We start from the raw sequence: 21,432 nt of genomic DNA, 5'->3' as shown, positions 1-21,432 counted from the left end.
CAAAACAAAGAAAAAAAAAAACACCACACCCCCCCCCCCCCCCCCCCCCCCCCCCTCCCCCCCCCCCCCCCCCCCCCCCCCCGCGGGTAGTTGGCGGGCCGCTCTCAGCAGCCGCGATCGACGAGGTCGAACGACTTGTAGTGGTCGGCGGTGTAGTAGTCCTCGTTCTGCTTCTCGCCGGTCACGATGCGACGCGCACCGCGGTCCGGAGAGCCCGGTGTGACGACGGTGTACTCGTGGTAGTAGTCGGAGCTCTGTGCCGGGAGGACGCCCTCGCGGTTGGTGAACACCGTCCCGTCCTGCGGGTACGGGTAGGGCCCGCCCTTGCCGATCAGGTCGAGGGTCTCATGGGCCTGCGAGGGCAGCTTGGAGTAGCAGACGTTTCCGACGGCCTGGACGTGCACGGCCGTGCTGTGCGCCGTCGCGGCGTACGGGGCGGCCGGGCGCGCGGTGGCGGCGGAGGGCGTGGCGGCGACCGCGGTCCCGCCGAGGAGAAGGGCCGAGGCAAGGGCGCTCGCGGCGCCGATCCTGGTGATCCGTGGGGGGATTCTCATGCCTCCCAGAATGACGCGCGTAGACATGCCCCTGTCAATCCCAAACGGCGGAAGTTTTCCGGGAGTTCACAGGCGGGCCCCGGTTCGTCACCCCGAAATATCCGATTCCGGCCGATCCGGGCCGGAGCCGCCCCAGGAGAGGCTCCGCGCGCCGCTTCTCGCCTCGGAAGGCTTGTGCCTTTTTACCTCTGAGGCTTTTGCCTCTCAGGCAAAACTTTTGCCCGAGAGGCGAAGGGTGGTTATACCGGGGATATGACCGAGCTCCCCGACGAGCCCGCCGGCACACCGCCGGAGGATCTCCCCACCGTCGCACCGCGCCTTCGTGACCTGCGACGACGCAGTGGTCTCACGCTGGAGACCGCGGCCCGGCTGGTGGGGCTCTCGCCCGCGCACCTGTCGCGGCTGGAGACCAACCGGCGCCAGCCCTCGCTGCCGATGCTGCTGGCGCTCGCCCGTACGTACGGCACCACGGTATCCGACCTGCTCGGCGAGACCGCCCCCGAGCGGGACCCGATCGTGCGGGCCGGCCGTGCGGAGCCGTCGGAGGCCGGCGGCTGGACGTACTGGACCGTGGGCGGCGCCGGGCGGGCGATGCAGGCGCTGCGGGTCCATGTGCCGCAGCGGGCGCAGGGCGAGCTGGTCCGGGTGCACCCCGGAGAGGAGTGGCTCTACGTCCTCAAGGGGCGGCTGCGGCTGACGCTCGGTGCGGCGGTGCAGGTGCTGGACCCGGGGGACGCCGCGCACTTCGACTCGCTGACCCCGCACCGTATCGCCGCCGCCTCCCGGGGCGGAACGGAGCTGTTGTTCGTCCACACGCTGCTGCAGAGCGGCGCCGCCGAGCTGTGCCTGGGCGGCGACGCGCCGCGCCGTGGCCTGTGACCAGGGAAGGATCGTAGGCCGTGCCCGACCACTCCACTCCTGCGCCGGCGGATCGCCCCCACGAGGCGATCGCCGCCGAGACACCGCCCGCCCGCCGCTACGTCGAGAACAAGCCACCCCGCGGGGTGTATGTGCGGGTGTTCATCTACGTCGTGGCGACGCATGTGCTGCTGGCGTTCATGAGCCTGCTGGTGGTCGTCGCCAAGTCGCGTTAGCGGCACGGCCCGTGGGGCCTGCGGGGCCGTCCATCCGTCCGGTCCCGAAAGTCCATTGCCCCGGCACGGCCACCGGGTGGAGCCTGCTGCCCGCAAGGCGTTCGCAGCAGGCTCCACCCCGTACCTCGTCGCACGAGGAGGACCGAAGGATGCACCGTACGCGCACCGCGGCGGCCACCGCGCTGGCCCTGGCCCTGATCCCCCTGACGGGCATGTCGGGGCCGCCGGGCGCCGCCGGGCGCCAGGACCCCGCCCGGGAGGACCGGGACAGACCCGCCGCGGCCGTCTCCCCCGCCCCGCAGTCCGTCCGCCCTCGCTCCGACCGGGTCACCATCACCCCCACCGTGACCGTCGTCGCAGGCCCGAAGGCCGACGCCGCGGCGCTGGCGGTGGTGTCGAAGTCGCTCAGGGACGCCGGCGCGGACCGGGTCGTACGGGCCGAACAGGCACCGGCCGGGCGGCGGCTGACGGTCTACGTCGACGGTGCGGGCGCGGCCCGGACGCTGCGGGACCTGGGCGCGCGGGGTACCGGCGGGCTGCCCGCCGAGGGCTATGCGCTCGCCGTCGGCGACGGCCGGATCGCGCTGGCCGGCAAGGACGCCGCCGGCACGTACTACGCCGCGCAGTCGCTGCGGCAGCTGCTGCCGCGGCGCGACCGCCCCGGCGCCCAGGTGCGGGGCACCGCCGTGCGCGACTGGCCGGCCACCGCGCTGCGCGGTGTCATCGAGGGCTTCTACGGCACCCCCTGGTCGCACCGGGCCCGCCTCGACCAGCTCGACTTCTACGGCGAGCACAAGATGAACCTCTACGTCTACTCGCCGAAGGACGACGCCTACCTACGGGAGAAGTGGCGCGACGCGTACCCCGCCGACCGGCTCGCGGAGCTGACGGAGCTGGTGGACCGGGCGCGGCAGCGGCATGTGGAGTTCAGCTACGCGCTCTCCCCCGGGCTGTCCGTCTGCTACAGCTCCGACGCCGATCTGCGGGCGCTGACCGCCAAGTTCCAGACGCTGTGGGACATCGGCGTACGGACCTTCGCCGTGCCGCTGGACGACATCAGCTACACGGACTGGAACTGCGCTGCGGACAAGGACAGGTTCGGAACCGGCGGCGGGGCGGCCGGAGCCGCGCAGGCGCATCTGCTCAACCGCGTCAACCGGGAGTTCATCGCCCGGCATCCGGGCGCCCGGCCGCTGCAGATGGTGCCGACCGAGTACTACGACGTCGAGCCGTCCCCGTACAAGAAGGCGCTGGCCGCCCAGCTGGACGGGAACGTGCTGGTGGAGTGGACGGGTGTGGGGGTGATCGCGCCGACGATGACCGTCGCCCAGGCCCGGCGGGCCCGGGAGGTCTTCGGGCACCCGATCCTGACCTGGGACAACTATCCGGTCAACGACTATGTGACCAACCGGCTGCTGCTCGGGCCGTTCAGCGGCCGCGAGAAGGGACTGCCCGGGCAGCTGGCGGGGATCACCGCGAACCCGATGATCCAGCCCGCGGCGTCCAAGATCGCCCTGTACACGGTGGCCGACTACGCATGGAACGACGCGGCCTATGACGCGCGTGCCTCCTGGGGCGCGGCGATCGAGGAGCTGGCCGGCGGCGACGCCCGTACGGCACGGGCGCTGCGGGCCTTTGCCGACGCCAACTACTCCTCCGCGCTCAATCCGCGGCAGGCACCCGAACTCGCCGACGCCATCGCGGAGTTCGGCCGCGACGGGGACGTGCCGCGGCTGGACGCGGCGCTGCGGGGCCTTCAGGACGCTCCGTCGGTGCTGCGCGAACGGCTCGCCGACCGGGGCCTCGTCGCGGACGGTGCGCCCTGGCTGGACGCGGCGCGCGCCTGGGGCGTCGCGGCGCGTACCGCCCTCCGGCTGATCGAGGCGACCAGGGCGGACGACGGTCCGCGGGCCTGGGAACTGCGCCAGCGCATCCCGGAGTTGGTGCGGACCGCCCGGTCGTTCGTGTATGTGGACCTGACGGGGAAGAAGGTTCCGGTGCTGGTGGCCGACGGGGTGCTGGACACCTTCGTCGAGGACGCCCTCGCCGCGCACGACGCGTCGCTGGGCGTCATCGGCCGCCCCAAGGCATCGACGGATCTGCCGGTCTATCAGGACAACGCGGTCTCCCGGATGGCCGACGGCGACGACGCCACGTACTTCTGGAGCGGCGCGGCGCCCAAGCCCGGTGCCTACGTCACCGTCGATCTGCACGCCGAGCGTCCGCTGGGCACCGTCACCCTCGCCATGGGAAAGAGCGGCAGCCCGGAGGACTATCTGCACCACGGCGTGCTGGAGTACTCCTCGGACAACGAGCACTGGCGGCGGCTGGCCGCGTTCGACGACAGGCCCGAGGTCAACGTCACGCCGCCGGCCGGCACCACCGCCCGGTACCTGCGCGCGCGGGCCACACAGGCGCAGGACAACTGGCTGGTGGTGCGGGAGTTCACGGTCGCCGGGGCCGACCGGGTGACGGTGGCCGGCGGCCCGCCCGCGGCGCCGGGCGGCGCCCTGCGGTCGGCGGCGGACCAGGATCCGGCGACCGCCTACCGGGCGGCGCGGGCGGCCGAGCCGGGTGAGGCACTGGAGTTCACGCCGGACGCACCCCGTTCGGCGCGGTCCGTGACGGTGCTGCGTCCGCAGGGCGCACCGGCCGGGGAGGCGAGCGTAGCGGTCCGCACGGGCGGCGTCTGGCGCACGCTCGGCACGCTGTCCGGTGCCTATACGCGCCTGGCGGCGGGCGGCGGCGCGATCGACGGCGTACGCCTGGTGTGGCGGGGCCGGGCGGCGGCGCCCGCGGTCAATGAGGTGATTCTGCGCTGAGCGGAGGTGCCGGGACGCCGGGGCGCGGTTCGGTGCCCGCGCGGGCGGCGTCCCGGTGCCTAATCTGGGCCCGGCACCGCCTCGCGCCCCGCACGGAGGAGACCCGTCCCATGCGACCCGACCCCGACGCCCCACGGCCGACCGCGGCCGCCGTGCTCGACGACGCCGTACGTGTACTCGCCCCGGACACCGGCGCCAACCGGCTGGTGTCGCGGATCGAGGCGGGCGAGGCGCCGCGCTCCGTCTTCGCCACCCTCGCCCTCGAACAGCACCAGGTCATCACCGCCGACCGCCTCAGCTTCCAGCACCTGGCGCGGCGGGCGGACGGCGACCCGCCCGTGGCCGACTTCTTCGACCTGCTCGCTCAGGGGGAGGCGCTGGCCCTGAAGCAGCTGGCCGGGCTGGCGGACGCCTGCGGGCTGACGGAACGGGACATCGCCGGCTACCAGCCGCGGCCCGGCTGCCAGGCCTACCCGTCCTACGCGGCGCGGCTCGCCCTCGGCGCCGAGCCGACCGACGTGGCGATCGCGCTGATCGCCAACTTCGCCGCCTGGGGCGGCTGCTGCCGCATCGTGGAGGCCGCGATGCGCGACCACTACGCCTTCCCGGACGCGGCCCGCGCGTTCTTCGGCTTCTTCGCCGAACCGGCGCCGGCCGTCCAGGAGCGGGCGCGGGCGGCGGTACAGCACGGCCTCGACACCGGCCAGGCCCGGCCGGCCGCGGCACACCGCTACGGCCGGCTCCTCCAGGCGTACGAACTCATGTTCTGGAACTCGGTCGGCGACTGAAACCCTCGCCCGAGGGGCGGCCGCCGGACGCGGCTCACATGGGCAGCGACAGCAGGCGAAGCGGCTGCGCAGGAGGCGTCACGCCCTCCCGCAGCGGTGTCCACATGGTCCGCAGCGGCATGACGACGGGCCCGTCGGGCTGCTCGACCTGTACGTCCCCCTGGAGGGCGTGCCAGCCGAGCCGCTGGTACAGGGCGACCAGCGGCGGGCGGCAGAAGAGCAGTCCGTAGCGCGGTCCCTTCGTGCGGGCGTGCTCCACGGCGGCCGTGACGACCCGCCGCGCCAGCCCCTGCCCCCGCAGGTCGGACGCGACGGCCACCCCGCCGAGGCCGACGGCCTGGGTCTCCTCCCCGCCGGCGGAGACCGGGATCGTCAGCAGGCCCGCGTGCGCCACCAGCCGGCCGTCCTGCCTGATGGCGAAGTGCTCCTCCTTGGGCAGCCAGGTCAGGCCGGCCTCCGCGACTCCGAAGGGGTCGGCGCCGTCCCCGAGGATCTCGCTCTGGTCCGCGGGCGTGTACCGCGAAAGCCGTATCACCGGCGGCGCCGCGGACGATGTGTTCCCAGTCATGCCGTCATCATGCCCGGTGGCCCCGACGGGGCGGTCGGGGCCACCGGATGAGACGACGTCAGCCGCTCAACTCCCCGTAACGGGCGGTCAGCCGGCGCGTGCCCTCCTCGGTGAGCGAGCCGTGCAGCCGCAGGCGGGCGATGCCGCCGTCGGGGAAGATGTCGATCCGGGCGTGGGTGACGGCGGGGGCGTCGTCGAGCAGGAAGCGGTGGACGGTGTCGGGCTGCAGCCGCGTACGGGGCAGCAGTTCGAACCACTCGCCGCTTTCGCCGTCGCGGCCGAACAGGCCCGCCCAGCCCGCCGAGTTGCCCTTGAGGTAGCCGGTGTCGATCTCCACCGCCCGGATCACGGACTGCTCGGTGAGGCGGTAGCGGACCCAGTCGTTGCCGGTGCCGCGGCGGCGCCGGGTCTCCCAGCCGTCGTCCATCTTGCGGGAGCGGCCGGGCTGGATGGTGTGGGTGGGCGAGGAGTAGAAGCGGTCCGAGGCGTCCTCGACCTGGCCGCCGTTCTCCAGCGCGGCGACGTCGAAGGTGCCCAGCGCGGCGAGCCAGCCGGGCGCGGGGACGACCTCGCCGTGGACGCGGAGGCGGGCGACGCCGCCGTCGGGGTGCTGGTTGAGGCGCAGGTGGGTGAAGCGCCGCGCCGCCCGGACGGCGAAGCCGTTGGCGGCGTGTCCGCCGATGGCGGTGCGCGGGACGAGGGGGGTCCATACGACGTCGGCGGCGAGGAGTTCCGCGGGCGAGGGCGAGCCCTCGACGCAGGCGCCCTCGACGCTGACGGACTGGGGGTAGTTGCCGCGGAAGTGGGCGGTGTCGACGACGATGCCGTGGATCACGCCGGGTGCGCCGAGGCGTATCAGCGCCCAGTCGTGGTCCTCGTCCGCCGGGAACGGGTGGGCGCCGTCGGTACCGCGCCGTCTGCGGGTCTCCCAGCCGTCCATGATCTTGCCCTTGTGGCCGAAGGCCTCGGGGTCGAAGTGGGCGGGCTCGGGCGTCAGGAGGTTCTCCCGTTCGGCGAAGAACTCGTCGCTGGCGGCGATCACGCCCGCGCCCAGCCGGCGGTCGGCGAGGTCGGGGAGGTGGGTGAAGGGGAAGCCGGGGGCGCCGGGGGTGCGGTAGTCGGCGTAGGGGTCGCCGCCTTGGTAGGGGCTGGCGTCACCGGTATAGCGGGGGAGGTCGGCGGTGGTCATGCGCGCGGCCTTTCGAGGAGTTCGCCGGTGGGCTCGGCGAGGGTGGCGCCGTCGTTGATCTGCCGGCCGCGCAGCCAGGTGGACCGGACGACGCCGTACAGGGTCTTGCCGGCGTATGCGGTGATCTTGTTGCGGTGCTGGAGGGCCTGCGGGTCGACGGTGAAGGTCTCCTCGGGGGCGAGGACTGCGAAGTCGGCGTCCCGGCCGGGCTCGATGGCGCCCTTCTGGTGGAGGCCGACCAGCGCGGCCGGGGCGGTGGACATCCAGCGCACGACGTCGTCGAGGGAGTGGCCGCGTTCGCGGGCCTCGGTCCAGATGGCGGGCAGGCCCAGCTGGAGGGAGGAGATGCCGCCCCAGGCCGCGCCGAAGTCGGCGGTCTTGAGGTCGGCGGTGGACGGCGAGTGGTCGGAGACGATGCAGTCGATGGTGCCGTCGGCCAGGCCCTCCCACAGCGCGTCCTGGTTGGCGGCCTCACGGATCGGCGGGCAGCACTTGAACTCCGTCGCGCCGTCCGGGACCTCCTCGGCGGTCAGGGTCAGGAAGTGCGGACAGGTCTCGACGGTGATCTTGACGCCCTCGCGCCGAGCGGCGGCGATCAGCGGCAGCGCGTCGCTGGAGGACAGATGCAGCACATGCACCCGGGCGTCGAGCCGCTGGGCGAGGACGATCAGCCCGGCGATGGCGTCGTTCTCGCAGATACGGGGCCGGGAGGCGAGGAAGTCGGCGTACTTGGGGCCGTGCGGCACGGGGGCCGCGCCCAGGTGGCCCGGGTCCTCGGCGTGCACGATGAGCAGACCGTCGAATCCGGCGATCTCCCCCAGAGCGGTGGCCAGTTGCTCCTGGTCGACCTCGGGGAACTCCTCCACGCCGGAGGGCGACAGGAAGCACTTGAAGCCGAAGACCCCGGCGTCGTGCAGCGGACGCAGGTCCTTGACGTTGCCGGGGATGGCCCCGCCCCAGAAGCCGACGTCGATATGGGCCTTGCTGCGGGCGACCTCGCGCTTGGTGTCGAGGTGGGCGGCGGTGGTGGTGGGCGGGAGGCTGTTGAGCGGCATGTCCACGAGGGTGGTGATCCCGCCGGCCGCGGCCGCGCGGGTGGCGGTCCAAAAGCCCTCCCACTCGGTGCGGCCGGGGTCGTTGACGTGGACGTGGGTGTCGACGAGGCCGGGCAGCAGGACGTCGTCGCCGAAGTCCTCCACCCGCGCCCCGGCCGGAACCTCGGCGTCGTGCGGCAGCACCGCGTCGATCTTGCCGTCCCTGACGGTGACGGTCGCGGCGCGCGTCCCCTGCGGGGTGACGACGCGCGTGGAGCGCAGCACCAGCTCTCTTTCGGACACCCGGTCCCCTCCTCGTATCGTGTCTTCATCGTTGCCCGGCGGCGCGGGAGGCGCACGGCCACCGGGGCCGCGGCGCCCACGGCGCGCCCTCCGCACCGCATACGGGCGCCGGAACGGAATGCGGAATTCTGAATTCAACAGTCTGTTGAATGAGTCTTCACGCCGGATCCCGGCCCGTCAAGACCCCTCCGCGGGCACCGGCGCGGCCGCCGTGCCGGAACCCCGCCGGATCCCCTGCTGCTCGCCCGCAGCCGTCCTGACCTGCGAGGGGATGATCTCCTCCGGGATCGGCCCGGCATCCGAAGCCACCCCGTCACGGCGGCAGACCAGCGCGTAGAGCCCGCCGGCGAGCGCCATTCCGAAGATCCAGGAGAACGGCGCCACCACGTCGAAGGCCGGGACCAGAGCGAGCGCGGCGGCGACCGCGGCGGCCGGCAGGAAGGCGATCACCGCCTTGGGGTTGTAGCCCCTGCGGTAGAAGTACGCGCCGCGGGCGTCGGCCGAGAACAGCGCGTCCACATCGATCCGGCCCCTTCGCACCCGGTAGTAGTCGACGAGCAGAATCGCCACCAGGGGGCCGAGGAAGGCGCCCAGCGCCCCCAGGAAGTACTGGATCACCAGCGCCGAGGAGTACAGCTTCCAGGGCAGCACGACGACGGCCAGCACCGCGGTGATCATGCCGCCGCGTTTGAAGTCCAGATATCTGGGCGCGAGGTTGGCGAAGTCGTAGGCGGGTGAGACGAAGTTGGCGACGACGTTGATGCCGATGGTGGCGACGATGAAGGACAGCGCGCCGATGACGGTGACCACCGGGTTGTCGATCTTCTGGATCACCTTCACCGGGTCGTAGATCGCCTCGCCGAAGACCGCGATGGTGCCCGCGGTGACCAGCACGGCGACCACCGCGAAGGCGGTGAAGTTCACCGGCAGCCCGATCAGGTTGCCGCGCCGGTAGGAGCGGTGGTCCGGCGTGAAGCGGGCGAAGTCGGCGTAGTTGAGGACCAGGGTCAGGAAGGTGGCCACGGTCAGACTGACCGCGATCAGGCTCTGTTCGACCTGCTCGGCGCCGCTGAGGCCGGTGATGCTGCGGGTCAGCGAGATCTCCCCGCCGGCCTTGACGACCAGGTAGACCGCGAGCGCCAGCACCACGAGCCAGACGACCGGGCCGGTCGCGAAGTCCTGGACCTTGCGGATGAACTCCATCCCCCGGGTCAGCAGCGCGGCCTGCAGCCCCCACATCAGCAAAAACGCGGCCCAGCCCAGGGTGGACAGCCCCAGCACCGAGTTGTGGTGGTAGGCCTCCAGGCCGGGCGCCATCTGCAGGGTCAACAGGACGACGGCCGTCGAGGCCAGCCAGGTCTGGATGCCGTACCAGGCCACCGCCATGATCGCGCGCAGCAGGGCCGGGATGTTGGCGCCGTACACGCCCCAGCTGGCGCGGGCGAGCACCGGGTAGGGAACGCCCGTCCGGTGGCCCGCGTGCCCCATCCGGTTCATCAGCCAGTAGACGATCGAGATGCCGACCAGCAGCGCGAGGAACACCTCCCAGGCCGGCAGGCCGAGCACGAACAGGCTCGCGGCGAAGGCGTAGTTGCTGATCGCGTGGGTGTCGGACATCCACAGCGCGAAGATGCTGTAGGTGCCCCAGGTGCGCGCGGGGGCCGGCGCGAGGTCCTCGTTGAAGAGCCGCGGGTCCGGCCGCAGGGGCTGCGGTGACGGGGTGTTCACGTGTCCTCCCAGGCAGATTGGGTGGAGCTTAGGGGTCAGTTATCAGATGTCTGATGTCTGTGCGGAAAATTCGGTGTTACGGGCAGCGCCCTGAACGCGCCCCTGGGGCGGCCGCAGATGCGTGCTCAGCGGCCAGGATCCGATCGCCTTCGGGCGGGGCGGCGCGAAGCTACGCCCCTTGCTGGTGGCCAGCCGCAGTCCGACGACCGCCTCGGCGAACTTCACCGCCGCGGCGACCCCGTCGACAACGGGCACCGCGAGCGCCGCCGCCACCCTCTCCTGGAGCCCGGCCATCCCCCCGCACCCCAGGCAGATCACCTCGGCGCCGGCCCGCACGGCCTCGCGGGCGGTCTCGATGATCACCGCCACGGTCCGCTCCGGGTCCTCCTCCAGCTCCAGGACGCCGAGCCCGGTGCCGCGGACGGCGGCGCAGCGCTGCAGCAGCCCGGCGGTCAGCAGCCGGTCCTGGATCTGCGGTACGGCGCGGTCGAGGGTGGTGACGACGCCATAGGCGTGGCCGAGCATCATCGCCATCTGGGCGGCGCTCTCGGTGATGTCCAGCACGGGGACGTCCAGCAGCTCCTGGGCGCCCTCCCGGCCCGGCTCGCCGAAGCCGGCCATGACCAGCGCGTCGAAGGCCGTGTCGAGGGTGGCGAGCCGGTCCAGAACGGCCGCGGCGCTGAGATAGCCCTCGAAGTGCCCCTCGATGGACTCCGGGCCCCACAGGGGTTCGGTGGCGATGATCTCGGTGCCCGGGGCGGCCGCCGCGGTGGCGGTGGCGCGGATCGAGTCGGTCATGGAAGCCGTGGTGTTCGGGTTCATGACGAGAATGCGCATGACACTCCAGCAATTTGGAGGATTCCACAGAATGGACAGTAGCTTTCGCGCAGCAGAACGTAGCTACGGCCACTGGCACCGTCAAGAGATCGCGGCTAGGAGCTTGACCGAGGTCTCGCACGCTGGGACAAAGAGGGCCTGACCGGCGGGAACGAGTGTGCGAGAGACCGTGTGTCAACGTAAGGGGACCGGTAGGCTGCTGCGGTCGGGCCCGGCGCCCGCAAGCCCCAGCCGAGACCGATCCGCCCCGCCCCGAAAGGAACGCGCCGTGCCGCCCTCCAGCGCCAGCACCTCCGCCGCCGAAGCCAAGCCCGCAGGCGCAAGCGGCGGCGTCCAGTCCCTCGAGCGCGCCTTCGACCTGCTGGAGCGGATGGCCGACGCCGGCGGCGAGGTCGGCCTGAGCGAGCTCTCCGCCAGCAGCGGACTGCCGCTGCCCACCATCCACCGCCTGATGCGCACGCTCGTCGCCTGCGGCTATGTACGCCAGCAGCCCAACCGACGCTATGCGCTCGGTCCGCGGCTGATCCGGCTCGGCGAGAGCGCCTCACGGCTGCTGGGGACCTGGGCCCGGCCGTTCCTGGCCCGCCTGGTGGAGGAGACCGGCGAGACGGCCAATATGGCACTGCTCGACGGCGACGAGATCGTGTACGTCGCCCAGGTCCCCTCCCGGCACGCGGTGCGGATGTTCACCGAGGTCGGCCGCCGGGTCCTGCCGCACTCCACCGGCGTCGGCAAGGCCCTGCTCGCCGACCACCCGCCGGAGGAGGTCCGCGCGCTGCTCGGCCGTACGGGCATGCCCGCCGCGACCGAGAAGACGATCACCGACCCGGAACGCTTCCTGGAGGCGCTCTCCGACGTCCGCCGGCTCGGCTACGCCGTCGACGACAACGAGCAGGAGATCGGCGTCCGCTGCCTCGCGGTGCCCGTGCCCAACTCCCCCACCTCGGCGGCGATCTCCATCTCCGGCCCGACGGGGCGCGTGACCGAGGCCGCCACGGACAAGATCGTGCCGGTACTGCAGGACGTGGCGGCGCAGCTGTCGGTGGCACTGGCGAACCAGACTCCGGCGTAGCCGCCGGGCGCTCCCGGTCACCGGCCGCGCGGCAGCTCCCCGAAGCAGTCGATGCGCTCGCGCACCTCGGTGAGCGCGGGCGACAGCGCGCTCACCGAGCCGACCGCCCCGGCGATCAGCAGCAGCGAACGGCGCAGCCGGGGCACCTCCGGCAGCCCGTGACTGACCATCGCGTCCAGTGCGGCCAGCTCGTCATCGGCGGCCGCCCGGTCCGCCAACTCCGCCGGGAGCACGGCCAGTTGGCGGCGCAGCCGCGCCACCGCCCCGCGCAGCTCCTGGACCCGTGGGTCGCCGTCGACCCCGGTCATTCGTCGGTCCCTCTGCAGCTGTTCCACAACGACGGCGTCCTCCATGGCCGTTGCCCCTCCGCAATGCGGGACAGTTAACGCCACTCTGCGCTGCCCGCGCCATACGGAGAGCGAAAAAATCGGATCACCGGGTTGTTCCGGAAGTGAGCGGCGGGGGTGCCCGGGAGGCGAAACTGCGGGGGTGCTCGGGAGGCGAACCGCAGGGGTGGCCGGGAGGCGAACCGCGGGGTTGTTGCTGGGGGTTGTTGCGGGGGTCGGGTGCCGCGCGCCGCGCGCCTCCCCTCTTGTTTTTCCCTCCCGCCCACCCCCCTACGGGGGGTGGGCGGGTGTATGTGCGCGGCGTCCCCTAAGGGATGCGCCCCCGGCAGGCCGTATACGGCCTGCCGGGGGCGCATCCCTTAGGGGACCAGGGAGTTGGTGTGCCTCGGGTGCGGTCGGGGCGACCAGCCCTCGGCGCGCCCCAGGGCCGGCACCCCGGGGCCGGCACCCCGGGGCCGGCACTCAGAGCCCAGCGCACTCAGAGCCCAGGGCCCAGACCCCAGCGCTCAGGAGTTCTCCTTCGGCTGCACCGCGTTGCGCCACACCCGTACGTCGACGGTCATGTAGCTGCTGGGGTCCGACTTCGGCGCGTAGCCCTTGAAGGTGATCAGGGCGACATGGCCGTAGTCGGTGGTCAGGCACATCTGCGCGCCCTTGGAGAGCTGCTTGGTCAGGATGGTCTCGGTGAACCGGGTCTCGCTGCGGCATGTCTCCAGCGAGCCCTCCTGGCCGGGGGTGAGCAGCACCAGCTTGCCGTTCTCGGTGGCGACCTGGTCGTCCGAGTAGCTGTTGTCGTCGTACGAGAAGTCGACGTCGGTGTCGGTGTCGGTGTTGGTCGGCTGCACCGGCTCGTCGGCCATCGACAGGTGGTACTCGTCGGGCAGGTTGATGCCCTTGTAGTCGACCGGAGTCGGGTCCTGGGCGGGGGCGGCGGGAGTGTTGCCCTCATCGCCACCGGGAGTCGCCGTCGGGTCCCCCGCGGGCGTCGGCGACGCGGCGGTGTTCTTGCCCTTCTTGCCGTCGGCGGCCCGGTCGCTGGTCTTCTTGGCGTTGTCCTTCATGAAGGTGTAGACGACGCCGCCGCCGGCGCCCGCGAAGGCCAGCAGGCCGACCAGCACCAGAGCCGTGATCAGCCCCTTGCGCTTCTTCTTCGGCGGCTCGGGGGCCGGCGCCGCGGCCGCGGGGTAGGCGGCGGTGGGGCCGGTGGCCGTCGGACCGGTGGCGGCCGCGTTCATCGGCGTGCTCTGCGCGGTGGCGCCGACGGTCGGCGCGTAGGCCGCGGGCCCGAAGCCGGGCGGCGGGGTCTGCGGGTGGTTCAGCTCGGTGGCCACCGGCGGGACGGCCGGGGCGGACGGCGGCTGCGCGGGCTGGGTGGGCGGCTGCGCGGGCGCGGTCGGCGGCTGGGCCGGTGCACCCGCGGTGGGCGCCTCCAGCGGGGGCGGCGGCGTCTGCGCGGGCGCCGGGGCCGCCGCGCGCGTGGTGATGTCCGCGGCGACGGCGGTGGGCAGCCACTCCTCGGGGCGGCGCAGCTGCGTCTGCCCGGAGGCCGCCCCGCACAGCTCGATGACCTCCGCGACCGACGGCCGCTCCGAGGCGTCCTTGGCCAGGCATCGGGTGACCAACTCCCGCAGCTCCTCGGGCAGCCCGGTCAGGTCCGGCTCCTCGTGGACGATGCGGTAGAGCACCCCGTGCGAGGTGCCCTCGCCGAACGCCGGGGTGCCGATGGCCGCGTACGCCGCGACCTGTCCGAGCGCGAAGACGTCGGTGGCGGGGGTGATGGTGTTGCCCGCGGCCTGCTCGGGCGCCATGAAGGTGGGGGTGCCCACGGTGACGCCGCTGCTGGTCAGGGACGTGGCATCGGCGGCGCGCGCGATGCCGAAGTCGATGACGCGCGGGCCGTCGGCGGCCAGCAGCACGTTGGACGGCTTCAGGTCCCGGTGCACGATGCCGGCGCCGTGGATGACCTGCAGCGCCTCGGCGATCCCGGCGACCAGCAGCAGCACGGTGGGGACCGGGAGCCGGCCGTGCTGGGCGACCGCCGCGGCCAGCGAGGGACCGGGGACGTAGGCGGTGGCGAGCCAGGGGCTGGCGCCCTCGGCGTCGCTGTCGATGACCGGCGCGGTGAACAGCCCCTGCACCCGCTGCGCGGACTGCACTTCCTGCTTGAAGCGGCGCCGGAACTCCGTGTCCTCGCTGAACTCGGGCCGGATCACCTTGATGGCCACCGGCCGGCCGCCGGGCGTGTACGAGAGATAGACCTTGCCCATGCCGCCGGCGCCGAGCTTCGCCGTGAGGCGGTAGCCCGCGATCGAACGCGGGTCGTCACCTTCCAGCGGCTGGAAGATCCCGGAAGAGCCCACACTGTTGACCACGACGTCCCCCGACTCAGAAGTATGGCTCCGCCCGCCAGATGGGCGGGGAGCCACGATGTCCGCAACGGGGCAGAACCTTATCCGGCCAGGCGCCGCACCGTGACATCGCCGGTGGACGTACGTCACGCATGTCCGAAGAGCCGGTTTCGCGACCGGATTTGACTGCCTTTCCGGGCCGCCCGCGCCCACCGGCGCACGCCCCGCGCGATGCCCGGGCAGCGACCTGACCATGCGTCAGCACGTGCGTTCCCACCGGCACCCGTTGGCATGGGCGCACGCGAACCCACGCGTATGCGGGGGCAGAGTGGAGCATTCTTCCCTCCAGGGAAATATCCGGCATATCACTGAATCGGAGAACGCCATGGAGCCCGACACCGGCCCCGGCACCGGTCCGAACCGCCGCGGCGTCAGCGTCGTCCAGCTCATCTGCCGCGCATACGGACTGTCCGATGCGTCGGAGATCACCTTGGAGCACATACACCGTTACGTCGCCGAGCGGGGCCGCGTGGAGGAGCGCACGCACCATCTGCGGGAGCGGTTCCGGCCGAACATCCCCCGCCCGCGGGCGTCCGACGACGCGGCCTGACCAACGGGCCGCGCCAGGAGGTGCCATGAGGTAAGCAGTCCCCATGGCACCGACACCACCCGCACCACCGACACCACCGCCGGCACCCCCGGGAGGAACGGGCGACCCGGCAGACCCGGCAGCCTCGACACGGCCCGAGGGGAGGGTGGCCGGCCTGCTGCTCGCCGCGGGCGGCGGGCGGCGCCTGGGGGGCCGGCCCAAAGCGCTGCTCGACCACCGGGGACGGCCGCTGGTCGAACACGCCGCCCGCGTCCTGCGGGACGGCGGCTGCGACCCGGTGCACATCGTGCTGGGCGCGGCCGCCGATTCCGTACGCGCGCGAGCCGAGCTCTCGGCGTACGGCACCTCGGACAACCCGGACTGGGCGCAGGGCATGGGCTCCTCGCTCCGCGTGGGCCTCGCCGCGCTGGCCGGCTCGGGGGCGGACGCGGTCGTGGTGTCCCTGGTGGACCAGCCGGGCATCGGCGCCGCGGCGGTGGCGCGGGTGCTGGCCGCGTACGAGGGCCGCGGCTCGCTCGCCTCCGCCGCGTACGACGGCCGCCGCGGCCATCCGGTCCTCTTCGGCGCTGATCGCTGGCCGGCCGTCGAGGCGAGCGCACAGGGCGATCGCGGCGCCCGCGCCTACCTGCAGGAGCACGCCGACGCCCTCACCCTGGTCGAGTGCGCCGACATCGCCGAGCCGTACGACATCGACACGCCGGAGGACCTGCACCGGCTGGAGTGAGGCACGGCGCGGCTGGACGGGGCCGGGCGGGGGCCGGGCGGCGGCGTCGGAGCGGCGGACCCGGCGTAATGGAGAGTGACCGAGGTGGCACCGAGAGCCAATCGATCACGACTTCTGTCGACCCTGAGAATCTCGACATCAACAAACCATTGAAGTTCCGCGATAAGGAAACTAGTCTCCACTGGTCAGAAGCGCCCTGAACCCAGACGGCGCCCGCGACCGTTTCTCGGAGCCCGCGGCACCCCGTGCCGCTCGACGCACCGGCGGCCGCCAGGCACCGCCGCTGAATGGAGTGACAGCTCATGTCCGCACCAGCGCCGTCCCCGCTGGCCATCGCCGAAGTCGACCCCGCCCACACCCCCGAACGGCAGGGCGAGGTCCTGACCGACGCCGCGCTCGCCTTCGTCGCCGAGCTGCACCGCCGGTTCACCCCGCGCCGCGACGAACTGCTCGCCCGCCGCGCCGAGCGCCGCGCCGAGATCGCCCGGACCAGCACGCTGGACTTCCTCCCGGAGACCGCGCAGATCCGCGCCGACGACAGCTGGCGGGTCGCCGAGGCGCCGGCCGCGCTCAACGACCGCCGGGTGGAGATCACCGGTCCCACCGACCGCAAGATGACCATCAACGCGCTCAATTCGGGTGCCAAGGTCTGGCTCGCCGACTTCGAGGACGCCTCCGCTCCCACGTGGGAGAACGTCGTCACGGGCCAGCTCAACCTGATCGACGCCTACGAGCGTCGGATCGACTTCACCGACCCCCACTCCGGCAAGTCCTACGCCCTCAAGCCCGCCGAGGAGCTCGCGACCGTCGTGATGCGCCCGCGCGGCTGGCATCTGGAGGAGCGCCACCTGCAGTTCGAGGGCCGTCCGGTCCCCGGCGCCCTGGTCGACTTCGGCCTGTACTTCTTCCACAACGCCAAGCGGCTGCTGGCCCTCGGCAAGGGCCCGTACTTCTACCTCCCGAAGACCGAGTCGCACCTGGAGGCCCGCCTCTGGAACGACATCTTCGTCTTCGCGCAGGAGTACGTCGGCATCCCCCAGGGCACCGTCCGCGCCACGGTCCTCATCGAGACCATCACGGCCGCGTACGAGATGGAGGAGATCCTCTACGAGCTGCGCGACCACGCCTCGGGCCTGAACGCCGGCCGCTGGGACTACCTGTTCTCCATCGTCAAGAACTTCCGCGACGGCGGCGCCAAGTTCGTCCTCCCCGACCGCAACGCGGTGACGATGACGGCCCCGTTCATGCGCGCCTACACCGAACTCCTGGTCCGCACCTGCCACAAGCGCGGTGCGCACGCGATCGGCGGCATGGCGGCCTTCATCCCCAACCGCCGCGACCCCGAGGCCAACGAGAAGGCCCTGGCCAAGGTCAAGAACGACAAGGACCGCGAGGCCGGCGACGGCTTCGACGGCTCCTGGGTCGCGCACCCCGACCTGGTGCCGATCGCCCGCGCCTCCTTCGACGCGGTGCTCGGCGACAGGCCGAACCAGAAGGACCGGCTGCGCGAGGACGTCTCCGTCGCCGCCGGGGACCTCATCGCGATCGACTCGCTCGACGCCAAGCCCACCTACCAGGGCCTGGTCGACGCCGTGCAGGTCGGCACCCGCTACATCGAGGCCTGGCTGCGCGGCCTGGGCGCCGTCGCCATCTTCGGCCTCATGGAGGACGCCGCCACCGCCGAGATCTCCCGTTCCCAGATCTGGCAGTGGGTGGACGCCGGCGTCGTCTTCGAGAACGGCGAGAAGGCCACCGCGGACCTGGTCCGCAAGGTCGCCGCGGAGGAACTGGCCGCGATCCGCACCGAGGCCGGCGAGGAGGCCTTCGCGGCCGGCAGGTGGCAGCAGGCCCACGACCTGCTGCTGAAGGTCTCCCTGGACGCGGACTACGCCGACTTCCTGACCCTCCCGGCGTACGAGCTGCTGGGCTGACGTCCGCCGAACCCGAAGGGCCCTTCCGTACCGCCGCGCCGCGGTGGGGAAGGGCCCTTCGGCGTGGGGCCGGGCGCGGTGGCTCGGGCCGGACAGCACCGCAGGATACTATGTCCATAGTGGATCGACACTACAAACATAGTAGGCACGGGCGCGACGAGAGAGGCATGCGCGGTGGCACGACGGCGGGAGCAGGTGCTGGACGCGGCGATCGGGGTCCTGGGGGGCGAGGGCGCGCGGCGGTTGACCTATCAGGCGGTGGACGCCGCGGCAGGGGTCCCGTCCGGCACCACGTCGAACTACTTCCGCAACCGGGCGGCACTGATCGACGGCCTCGTCGACCATCTGCAGACGCTGGAGCGCCGCGACTGGGAGGCCTTCGCCACCGAGGTCGCGCCCGCCGACATCGGTGAACTGGCCGACGCCGTGGCCCGGTTCCTGCGGTACGCGACCGGGCCCGAGCAGGCCAGGACCGCCGCCCGCTTCGCCCTCTATCTGGAGTCCACGGCCCGGCCCGAGCTCCGTCCGGCGCTCACCCGCGGGCGGGAGGCCGTCGTCAACTGGGGTGCGGACTGGCTGGAGCGCTTCGGTTCACCGATACCGCGCCGGCACTGCGAGATCCTCTTCGACTACATGGACGGCGTCGCGTTCCACCAACTCGCCTTCCCGGCCGCGGACTTCGACCCGGGGCCGGGCATCCGTGAGCTGCTGGGCAGGCTGCTGGACTGAGCAACCACGGTGCGGGGCGGGCGAGTTGGGTCGATGCGCGCACCGTGCCCCGGCCGGCCGACTGCTCTGTGCGGCCTCGGCCCGACGGGTGTACGTCGCCCCCGGAGTCTGGTAGGAAAGCTTCCTAACGATTGGGGAATCCCCCACAGCTCGCTCCGAACCGGAGGACTGACTCCATGCGTACCCGATCGATAGGCACGGTCCTGCCCAGGACCGCCACCCGCGTCGCGCTGGGCCTCGCCCTGCTCGCCGTACCTGCCGCTGCCACCGCCGTCGCCACGGCGGGCCCGGCGCAGCACCCGCGACCGGCCGCGACCGGCTCCGCGCCGCACACCGTGCGGGCCGCGACGGGCCTGGACGACCCGGCCAAGAAGGAGATCGCCATGCGGCTGGTCTCCAGTGCGGAGAACTCCTCGCTGGACTGGAAGGCCCAGTACAAGTACATCGAGGACATCGGCGACGGCCGCGGATACACCGGCGGCATCATCGGCTTCTGCTCCGGCACCCACGACATGCTGGAACTCGTCGAGCTCTACACCCAGCGCAAGCCCGGCAACGTCCTCGCCAAGTACCTCCCCGCGCTGCGCGAGGTGGACGGCAGCGACTCGCACGAGGGGCTGGACCCCGACTACCCCAAGGACTGGCGGAAGGCCGCCCAGGACCCCGCGTTCCAAAAGGCCCAGAACGACGAGCGGGACCGGGTCTACTTCAACCCCGCGGTCAAGCGGGGCAAGGCCGACGGCATCGGTGTGCTGGGCCAGTTCGCCTACTACGACGCGCTCGTGATGCACGGCGACGGGGACGACGGCACGAGCTTCTCCGGCATCCGCAAGCGCGCCCTGGCCAAGGCGAAGCCGCCGGCCCAGGGCGGCGACGAGAAGACCTACCTCAACGCCTTCCTCGACGCCCGGGTCTGGGCGATGAAGCAGGAGGAGGCGCACAGCGACACCAGCCGGGTCGACACCGCACAGCGGGTGTTCCTCAAGAACGGCAACCTCGATCTGCACACTCCGCTGGACTGGAAGGTGTACGGGGAGAGCTTCCACATCGACTGACCCGGCGCCGCCCGGTCACCCCGGGCGCCGAGTGCCCAACGGCCCGTACGGGAGGCGTGGTTGCCGCTCCCCTACGGGCCGTTGCCAGGCGCAGGCGGTGTCGGTGCGTCGATACGTCAGTGGGCGGGGGTGGCCGCGGGCTCGCCGCTGTCGTCCACGGCGCCGCGGTCGGGCTGCTGCGGGATGTGCGGGTCGCCGGGTCCGTCGGGTCCGTCGGCGACCGCCGCCCCGGCCGTCTCCCCGGCCGCCGTCGCCCCGTCCGGCTTTCCGCCGAAGTGGTTGAAGGCGAGGTTGAGGACGATGGCGACCAGGCAGCCGGTGCTGATGCCGGAGTCCAGGACGACCAGCAGGTCCTTGGGGAGGTGGTGGTAGAAGTCCGGCGCGGCGATCGGGATCAGCCCGATGCCGACCGAGGCGGCGACGATCAGGGCGTTGTCGCCCTTCTCCATCGCGGCGTTGGCCAGCGTCTGGATGCCGCTGGCGGCCACCGAACCGAAGAGCACGATGCCGGCGCCGCCCAGGACGGGCAGCGGGACCAGCGAGATGACCGAGGCGGCCACCGGGCACAGGCCCAGCACGATCAGGATCAGACCGCTGGTGGCCACGACGTAGCGGCTGCGCACCTTGGTCATCGCGACCAGACCGATGTTCTGCGCGAAGGCACTGTTGGCGAAGCCGTTGAACAGCGGGCTGACGGCAGTGCCGAGGGTGTCGGCGCGCAGTCCGCCCTCGATCGTGCGCTCGTCGGCCGGCCGGTCGACGATCTTGCCGAGGGCGAGCATGTCGGCGGTCGACTCGGTCATGCAGACCAGCATCACGATGCACATGGAGACGATCGCGGCGATCTCGAACTGCGGGGCGCCGAAGTGGAAGGGCGTCGGGAAGCCGATCAGATCCGCCTCGGCGAGGGCGGAGAAGTGGGTGATGCCGACGGGGATCGCTATCAGGGTGCCGGCTATCAGGCCGAGCAGGATGGCGATCTGCTGGAGGAAGCCGCGCAGCACCCGGCGCAGCACCAGCACGATCAGGAAGGTCAGCGCGGCCATCCCGATGTTCGTCAGGGAACCGTAGTCGGGGGCCTGGGAGTTGCCTCCCTGGGACCAGTTGAACGCGACGGGCAGGAGCGAGACACCGATAAGGGTGATCACGGTGCCGGTGACCACCGGCGGGAAGAAGCGTACGAGCTTGGAGAAGTAGGGGGCGACCAGGAAGCCGAGCACACCGGCGACGATCACCGCTCCGAAGATGATCGGCAACGCGTTGTCGGGGCTCTGGGCCTTGCCGATGGCGACCATGGGGGTGACGCCGGCGAACGAGACGCCGTTGACGAAGGGAAGCTTGGCGCCGACCTTCCAGAAGCCGAGGGTCTGCAGGAGGGTGGCGATGCCCGCGGTGAACAGGCTCGCGCCCATCAGGAACGCGGTCTCGGTGGCGCTCAGCCCGCAGGCCGGCCCCACGATCATCGGCGGGGCCACCACACCCGCGTACATCGCGGCCACGTGCTGCAGGCCGCTGGTGAACATCTTGAAGGGCGGGAGGGTCTCGTCGACCGGATGCTTCCGGTCCTCCTCCAGGGTCTGCCCGGGAGTTGCGGCCACTGCGGGCCTCCTTCGATTTCTGCGTCACCGGGGGCCGGCGAGTGCGAGGCTGTCACGGAGGTTTTGCCATGTGGTGCGTGGTACGAGAAGACGCCTGGTAG

19 protein-coding genes are annotated in these 21,432 nt (G+C 72.2%); 10 read left to right on the top strand and 9 right to left on the bottom strand.

Annotated features, from left to right (window positions below; genetic code table 11):
• Positions 1-104: 104 nt before the first annotated feature.
• Positions 105-554, bottom strand: coding sequence for a guanyl-specific ribonuclease (locus tag ACZ5XZ_RS18155; RefSeq protein ID WP_468979034.1), 450 nt, complete (start codon positions 552-554; stop codon positions 105-107).
• 252 nt (positions 555-806) lie between these two features.
• On the opposite strand from ACZ5XZ_RS18155, the gene ACZ5XZ_RS18150 reads away from it, so the two are divergent.
• The 4 genes from ACZ5XZ_RS18150 (at position 807) to ACZ5XZ_RS18135 (ending at position 5,258) form a co-directional block, all read left to right on the top strand.
• On the top strand, positions 807-1,433 hold the full coding sequence (locus ACZ5XZ_RS18150; RefSeq protein WP_468979031.1) for a helix-turn-helix domain-containing protein: 627 nt from the start codon (positions 807-809) through the stop codon (positions 1,431-1,433).
• Between the two features lie 20 nt (positions 1,434-1,453).
• The gene (locus ACZ5XZ_RS18145) at positions 1,454-1,648 is read left to right on the top strand and encodes a DUF6126 family protein (RefSeq protein WP_384441978.1); all 195 of its coding nucleotides are present in this window, start codon (positions 1,454-1,456) and stop codon (positions 1,646-1,648) included.
• A 149-nt stretch (positions 1,649-1,797) separates the two neighbouring features.
• Positions 1,798-4,470 (top strand): beta-N-acetylglucosaminidase domain-containing protein, encoded by a 2,673-nt coding sequence (locus tag ACZ5XZ_RS18140; RefSeq protein ID WP_468979028.1) that lies wholly within the window; start codon positions 1,798-1,800, stop codon positions 4,468-4,470.
• Positions 4,471-4,580: 110 nt separating this feature from the next.
• Complete coding sequence (locus ACZ5XZ_RS18135; protein ID WP_468979025.1) at positions 4,581-5,258, top strand: thiaminase II/PqqC family protein; 678 nt, start codon at positions 4,581-4,583, stop codon at positions 5,256-5,258.
• 34 nt (positions 5,259-5,292) lie between these two features.
• On the opposite strand, the gene ACZ5XZ_RS18130 is transcribed toward ACZ5XZ_RS18135, so the two are convergent.
• The 5 genes from ACZ5XZ_RS18130 to ACZ5XZ_RS18110 form a co-directional block, all read right to left on the bottom strand.
• Positions 5,293-5,826 carry a GNAT family N-acetyltransferase gene (locus ACZ5XZ_RS18130; RefSeq protein ID WP_468979023.1) on the bottom strand — a complete coding sequence of 178 codons (534 nt, stop codon included), beginning with the start codon at positions 5,824-5,826 and terminating at the stop codon, positions 5,293-5,295.
• Between the two features lie 58 nt (positions 5,827-5,884).
• The gene (gene alc, locus ACZ5XZ_RS18125; RefSeq protein ID WP_468979020.1) at positions 5,885-7,015 is read right to left on the bottom strand and encodes an allantoicase; all 1,131 of its coding nucleotides are present in this window, start codon (positions 7,013-7,015) and stop codon (positions 5,885-5,887) included.
• Positions 7,012-8,352: an allantoinase AllB gene (gene allB / locus ACZ5XZ_RS18120; RefSeq protein WP_384441993.1), complete on the bottom strand. Its 1,341-nt coding sequence runs from the start codon at positions 8,350-8,352 to the stop codon at positions 7,012-7,014. The genes alc and allB overlap by 4 nt, the downstream gene beginning before the upstream one ends.
• Positions 8,353-8,529: 177 nt before the next feature.
• A complete protein-coding gene (locus tag ACZ5XZ_RS18115) occupies positions 8,530-10,080 on the bottom strand; it encodes an NCS1 family nucleobase:cation symporter-1 (protein WP_468979018.1) in 1,551 nt (516 codons plus the stop codon).
• 42 nt (positions 10,081-10,122) lie between these two features.
• Positions 10,123-10,917 (bottom strand): aspartate/glutamate racemase family protein, encoded by a 795-nt coding sequence (locus ACZ5XZ_RS18110; RefSeq protein WP_468979015.1) that lies wholly within the window; start codon positions 10,915-10,917, stop codon positions 10,123-10,125.
• Between the two features lie 268 nt (positions 10,918-11,185).
• Here ACZ5XZ_RS18110 and ACZ5XZ_RS18105 point away from each other — a divergent pair, with 268 nt between their 5' ends.
• A complete protein-coding gene (locus tag ACZ5XZ_RS18105) occupies positions 11,186-11,989 on the top strand; it encodes an IclR family transcriptional regulator (protein ID WP_384442001.1) in 804 nt (267 codons plus the stop codon).
• Positions 11,990-12,006: 17 nt separating this feature from the next.
• Here ACZ5XZ_RS18105 and ACZ5XZ_RS18100 read toward each other — a convergent pair whose 3' ends face one another.
• Both ACZ5XZ_RS18100 and ACZ5XZ_RS18095 read right to left on the bottom strand, forming a co-directional pair.
• On the bottom strand, positions 12,007-12,297 hold the full coding sequence (locus ACZ5XZ_RS18100) for a DUF5955 family protein (RefSeq protein WP_468979013.1): 291 nt from the start codon (positions 12,295-12,297) through the stop codon (positions 12,007-12,009).
• 545 nt (positions 12,298-12,842) lie between these two features.
• Complete coding sequence (locus ACZ5XZ_RS18095) at positions 12,843-14,708, bottom strand: serine/threonine-protein kinase (RefSeq protein ID WP_468979011.1); 1,866 nt, start codon at positions 14,706-14,708, stop codon at positions 12,843-12,845.
• Between the two features lie 361 nt (positions 14,709-15,069).
• On the opposite strand from ACZ5XZ_RS18095, the gene ACZ5XZ_RS18090 reads away from it, so the two are divergent.
• From ACZ5XZ_RS18090 to ACZ5XZ_RS18070, 5 genes are all read left to right on the top strand, one after another.
• Positions 15,070-15,294: a hypothetical protein gene (locus ACZ5XZ_RS18090; RefSeq protein ID WP_384442011.1), complete on the top strand. Its 225-nt coding sequence runs from the start codon at positions 15,070-15,072 to the stop codon at positions 15,292-15,294.
• A 145-nt stretch (positions 15,295-15,439) separates the two neighbouring features.
• A complete protein-coding gene (locus ACZ5XZ_RS18085) occupies positions 15,440-16,018 on the top strand; it encodes a nucleotidyltransferase family protein (RefSeq protein ID WP_468979008.1) in 579 nt (192 codons plus the stop codon).
• Positions 16,019-16,320: 302 nt separating this feature from the next.
• On the top strand, positions 16,321-17,949 hold the full coding sequence (aceB, locus tag ACZ5XZ_RS18080) for a malate synthase A (RefSeq protein WP_468979006.1): 1,629 nt from the start codon (positions 16,321-16,323) through the stop codon (positions 17,947-17,949).
• A 174-nt stretch (positions 17,950-18,123) separates the two neighbouring features.
• Complete coding sequence (locus ACZ5XZ_RS18075; protein ID WP_468979003.1) at positions 18,124-18,678, top strand: TetR/AcrR family transcriptional regulator; 555 nt, start codon at positions 18,124-18,126, stop codon at positions 18,676-18,678.
• 176 nt (positions 18,679-18,854) lie between these two features.
• Positions 18,855-19,733, top strand: coding sequence for a chitosanase (locus ACZ5XZ_RS18070; RefSeq protein WP_468979000.1), 879 nt, complete (start codon positions 18,855-18,857; stop codon positions 19,731-19,733).
• A 116-nt stretch (positions 19,734-19,849) separates the two neighbouring features.
• Here the strand turns inward: ACZ5XZ_RS18070 and ACZ5XZ_RS18065 are convergent, their stop codons facing one another.
• Entirely contained in the window at positions 19,850-21,331 is a 1,482-nt protein-coding gene (locus tag ACZ5XZ_RS18065; protein WP_468978998.1) for a nucleobase:cation symporter-2 family protein, read from the bottom strand.
• Between the last annotated feature and the right edge of the window lie 101 nt (positions 21,332-21,432).

The organism is Streptomyces sp. NPDC033270 (genome assembly GCF_055576575.1).
This window is presented reverse-complemented; position numbering and strand designations above follow the sequence as displayed.

Excerpts from the sequence above, each read along its gene's own strand:
- ACZ5XZ_RS18110 (WP_468979015.1), bottom strand. The coding sequence starts at position 10,917 with ATGCGCATTCTCGTCATGAACCCGAACACCACGGCTTCCATGACCGAC.
- alc (WP_468979020.1), bottom strand. The coding sequence starts at position 7,015 with ATGACCACCGCCGACCTCCCCCGCTATACCGGTGACGCCAGCCCCTAC.
- ACZ5XZ_RS18130 (WP_468979023.1), bottom strand. The coding sequence starts at position 5,826 with ATGACTGGGAACACATCGTCCGCGGCGCCGCCGGTGATACGGCTTTCG.
- ACZ5XZ_RS18150 (WP_468979031.1), top strand. The coding sequence starts at position 807 with ATGACCGAGCTCCCCGACGAGCCCGCCGGCACACCGCCGGAGGATCTC.
- ACZ5XZ_RS18070 (WP_468979000.1), top strand. The coding sequence starts at position 18,855 with ATGCGTACCCGATCGATAGGCACGGTCCTGCCCAGGACCGCCACCCGC.
- ACZ5XZ_RS18135 (WP_468979025.1), top strand. The coding sequence starts at position 4,581 with ATGCGACCCGACCCCGACGCCCCACGGCCGACCGCGGCCGCCGTGCTC.
- ACZ5XZ_RS18140 (WP_468979028.1), top strand. The coding sequence starts at position 1,798 with ATGCACCGTACGCGCACCGCGGCGGCCACCGCGCTGGCCCTGGCCCTG.
- ACZ5XZ_RS18100 (WP_468979013.1), bottom strand. The coding sequence starts at position 12,297 with ATGACCGGGGTCGACGGCGACCCACGGGTCCAGGAGCTGCGCGGGGCG.
- ACZ5XZ_RS18090 (WP_384442011.1), top strand. The coding sequence starts at position 15,070 with ATGGAGCCCGACACCGGCCCCGGCACCGGTCCGAACCGCCGCGGCGTC.
- aceB (WP_468979006.1), top strand. The coding sequence starts at position 16,321 with ATGTCCGCACCAGCGCCGTCCCCGCTGGCCATCGCCGAAGTCGACCCC.
- ACZ5XZ_RS18155 (WP_468979034.1), bottom strand. The coding sequence starts at position 554 with ATGAGAATCCCCCCACGGATCACCAGGATCGGCGCCGCGAGCGCCCTT.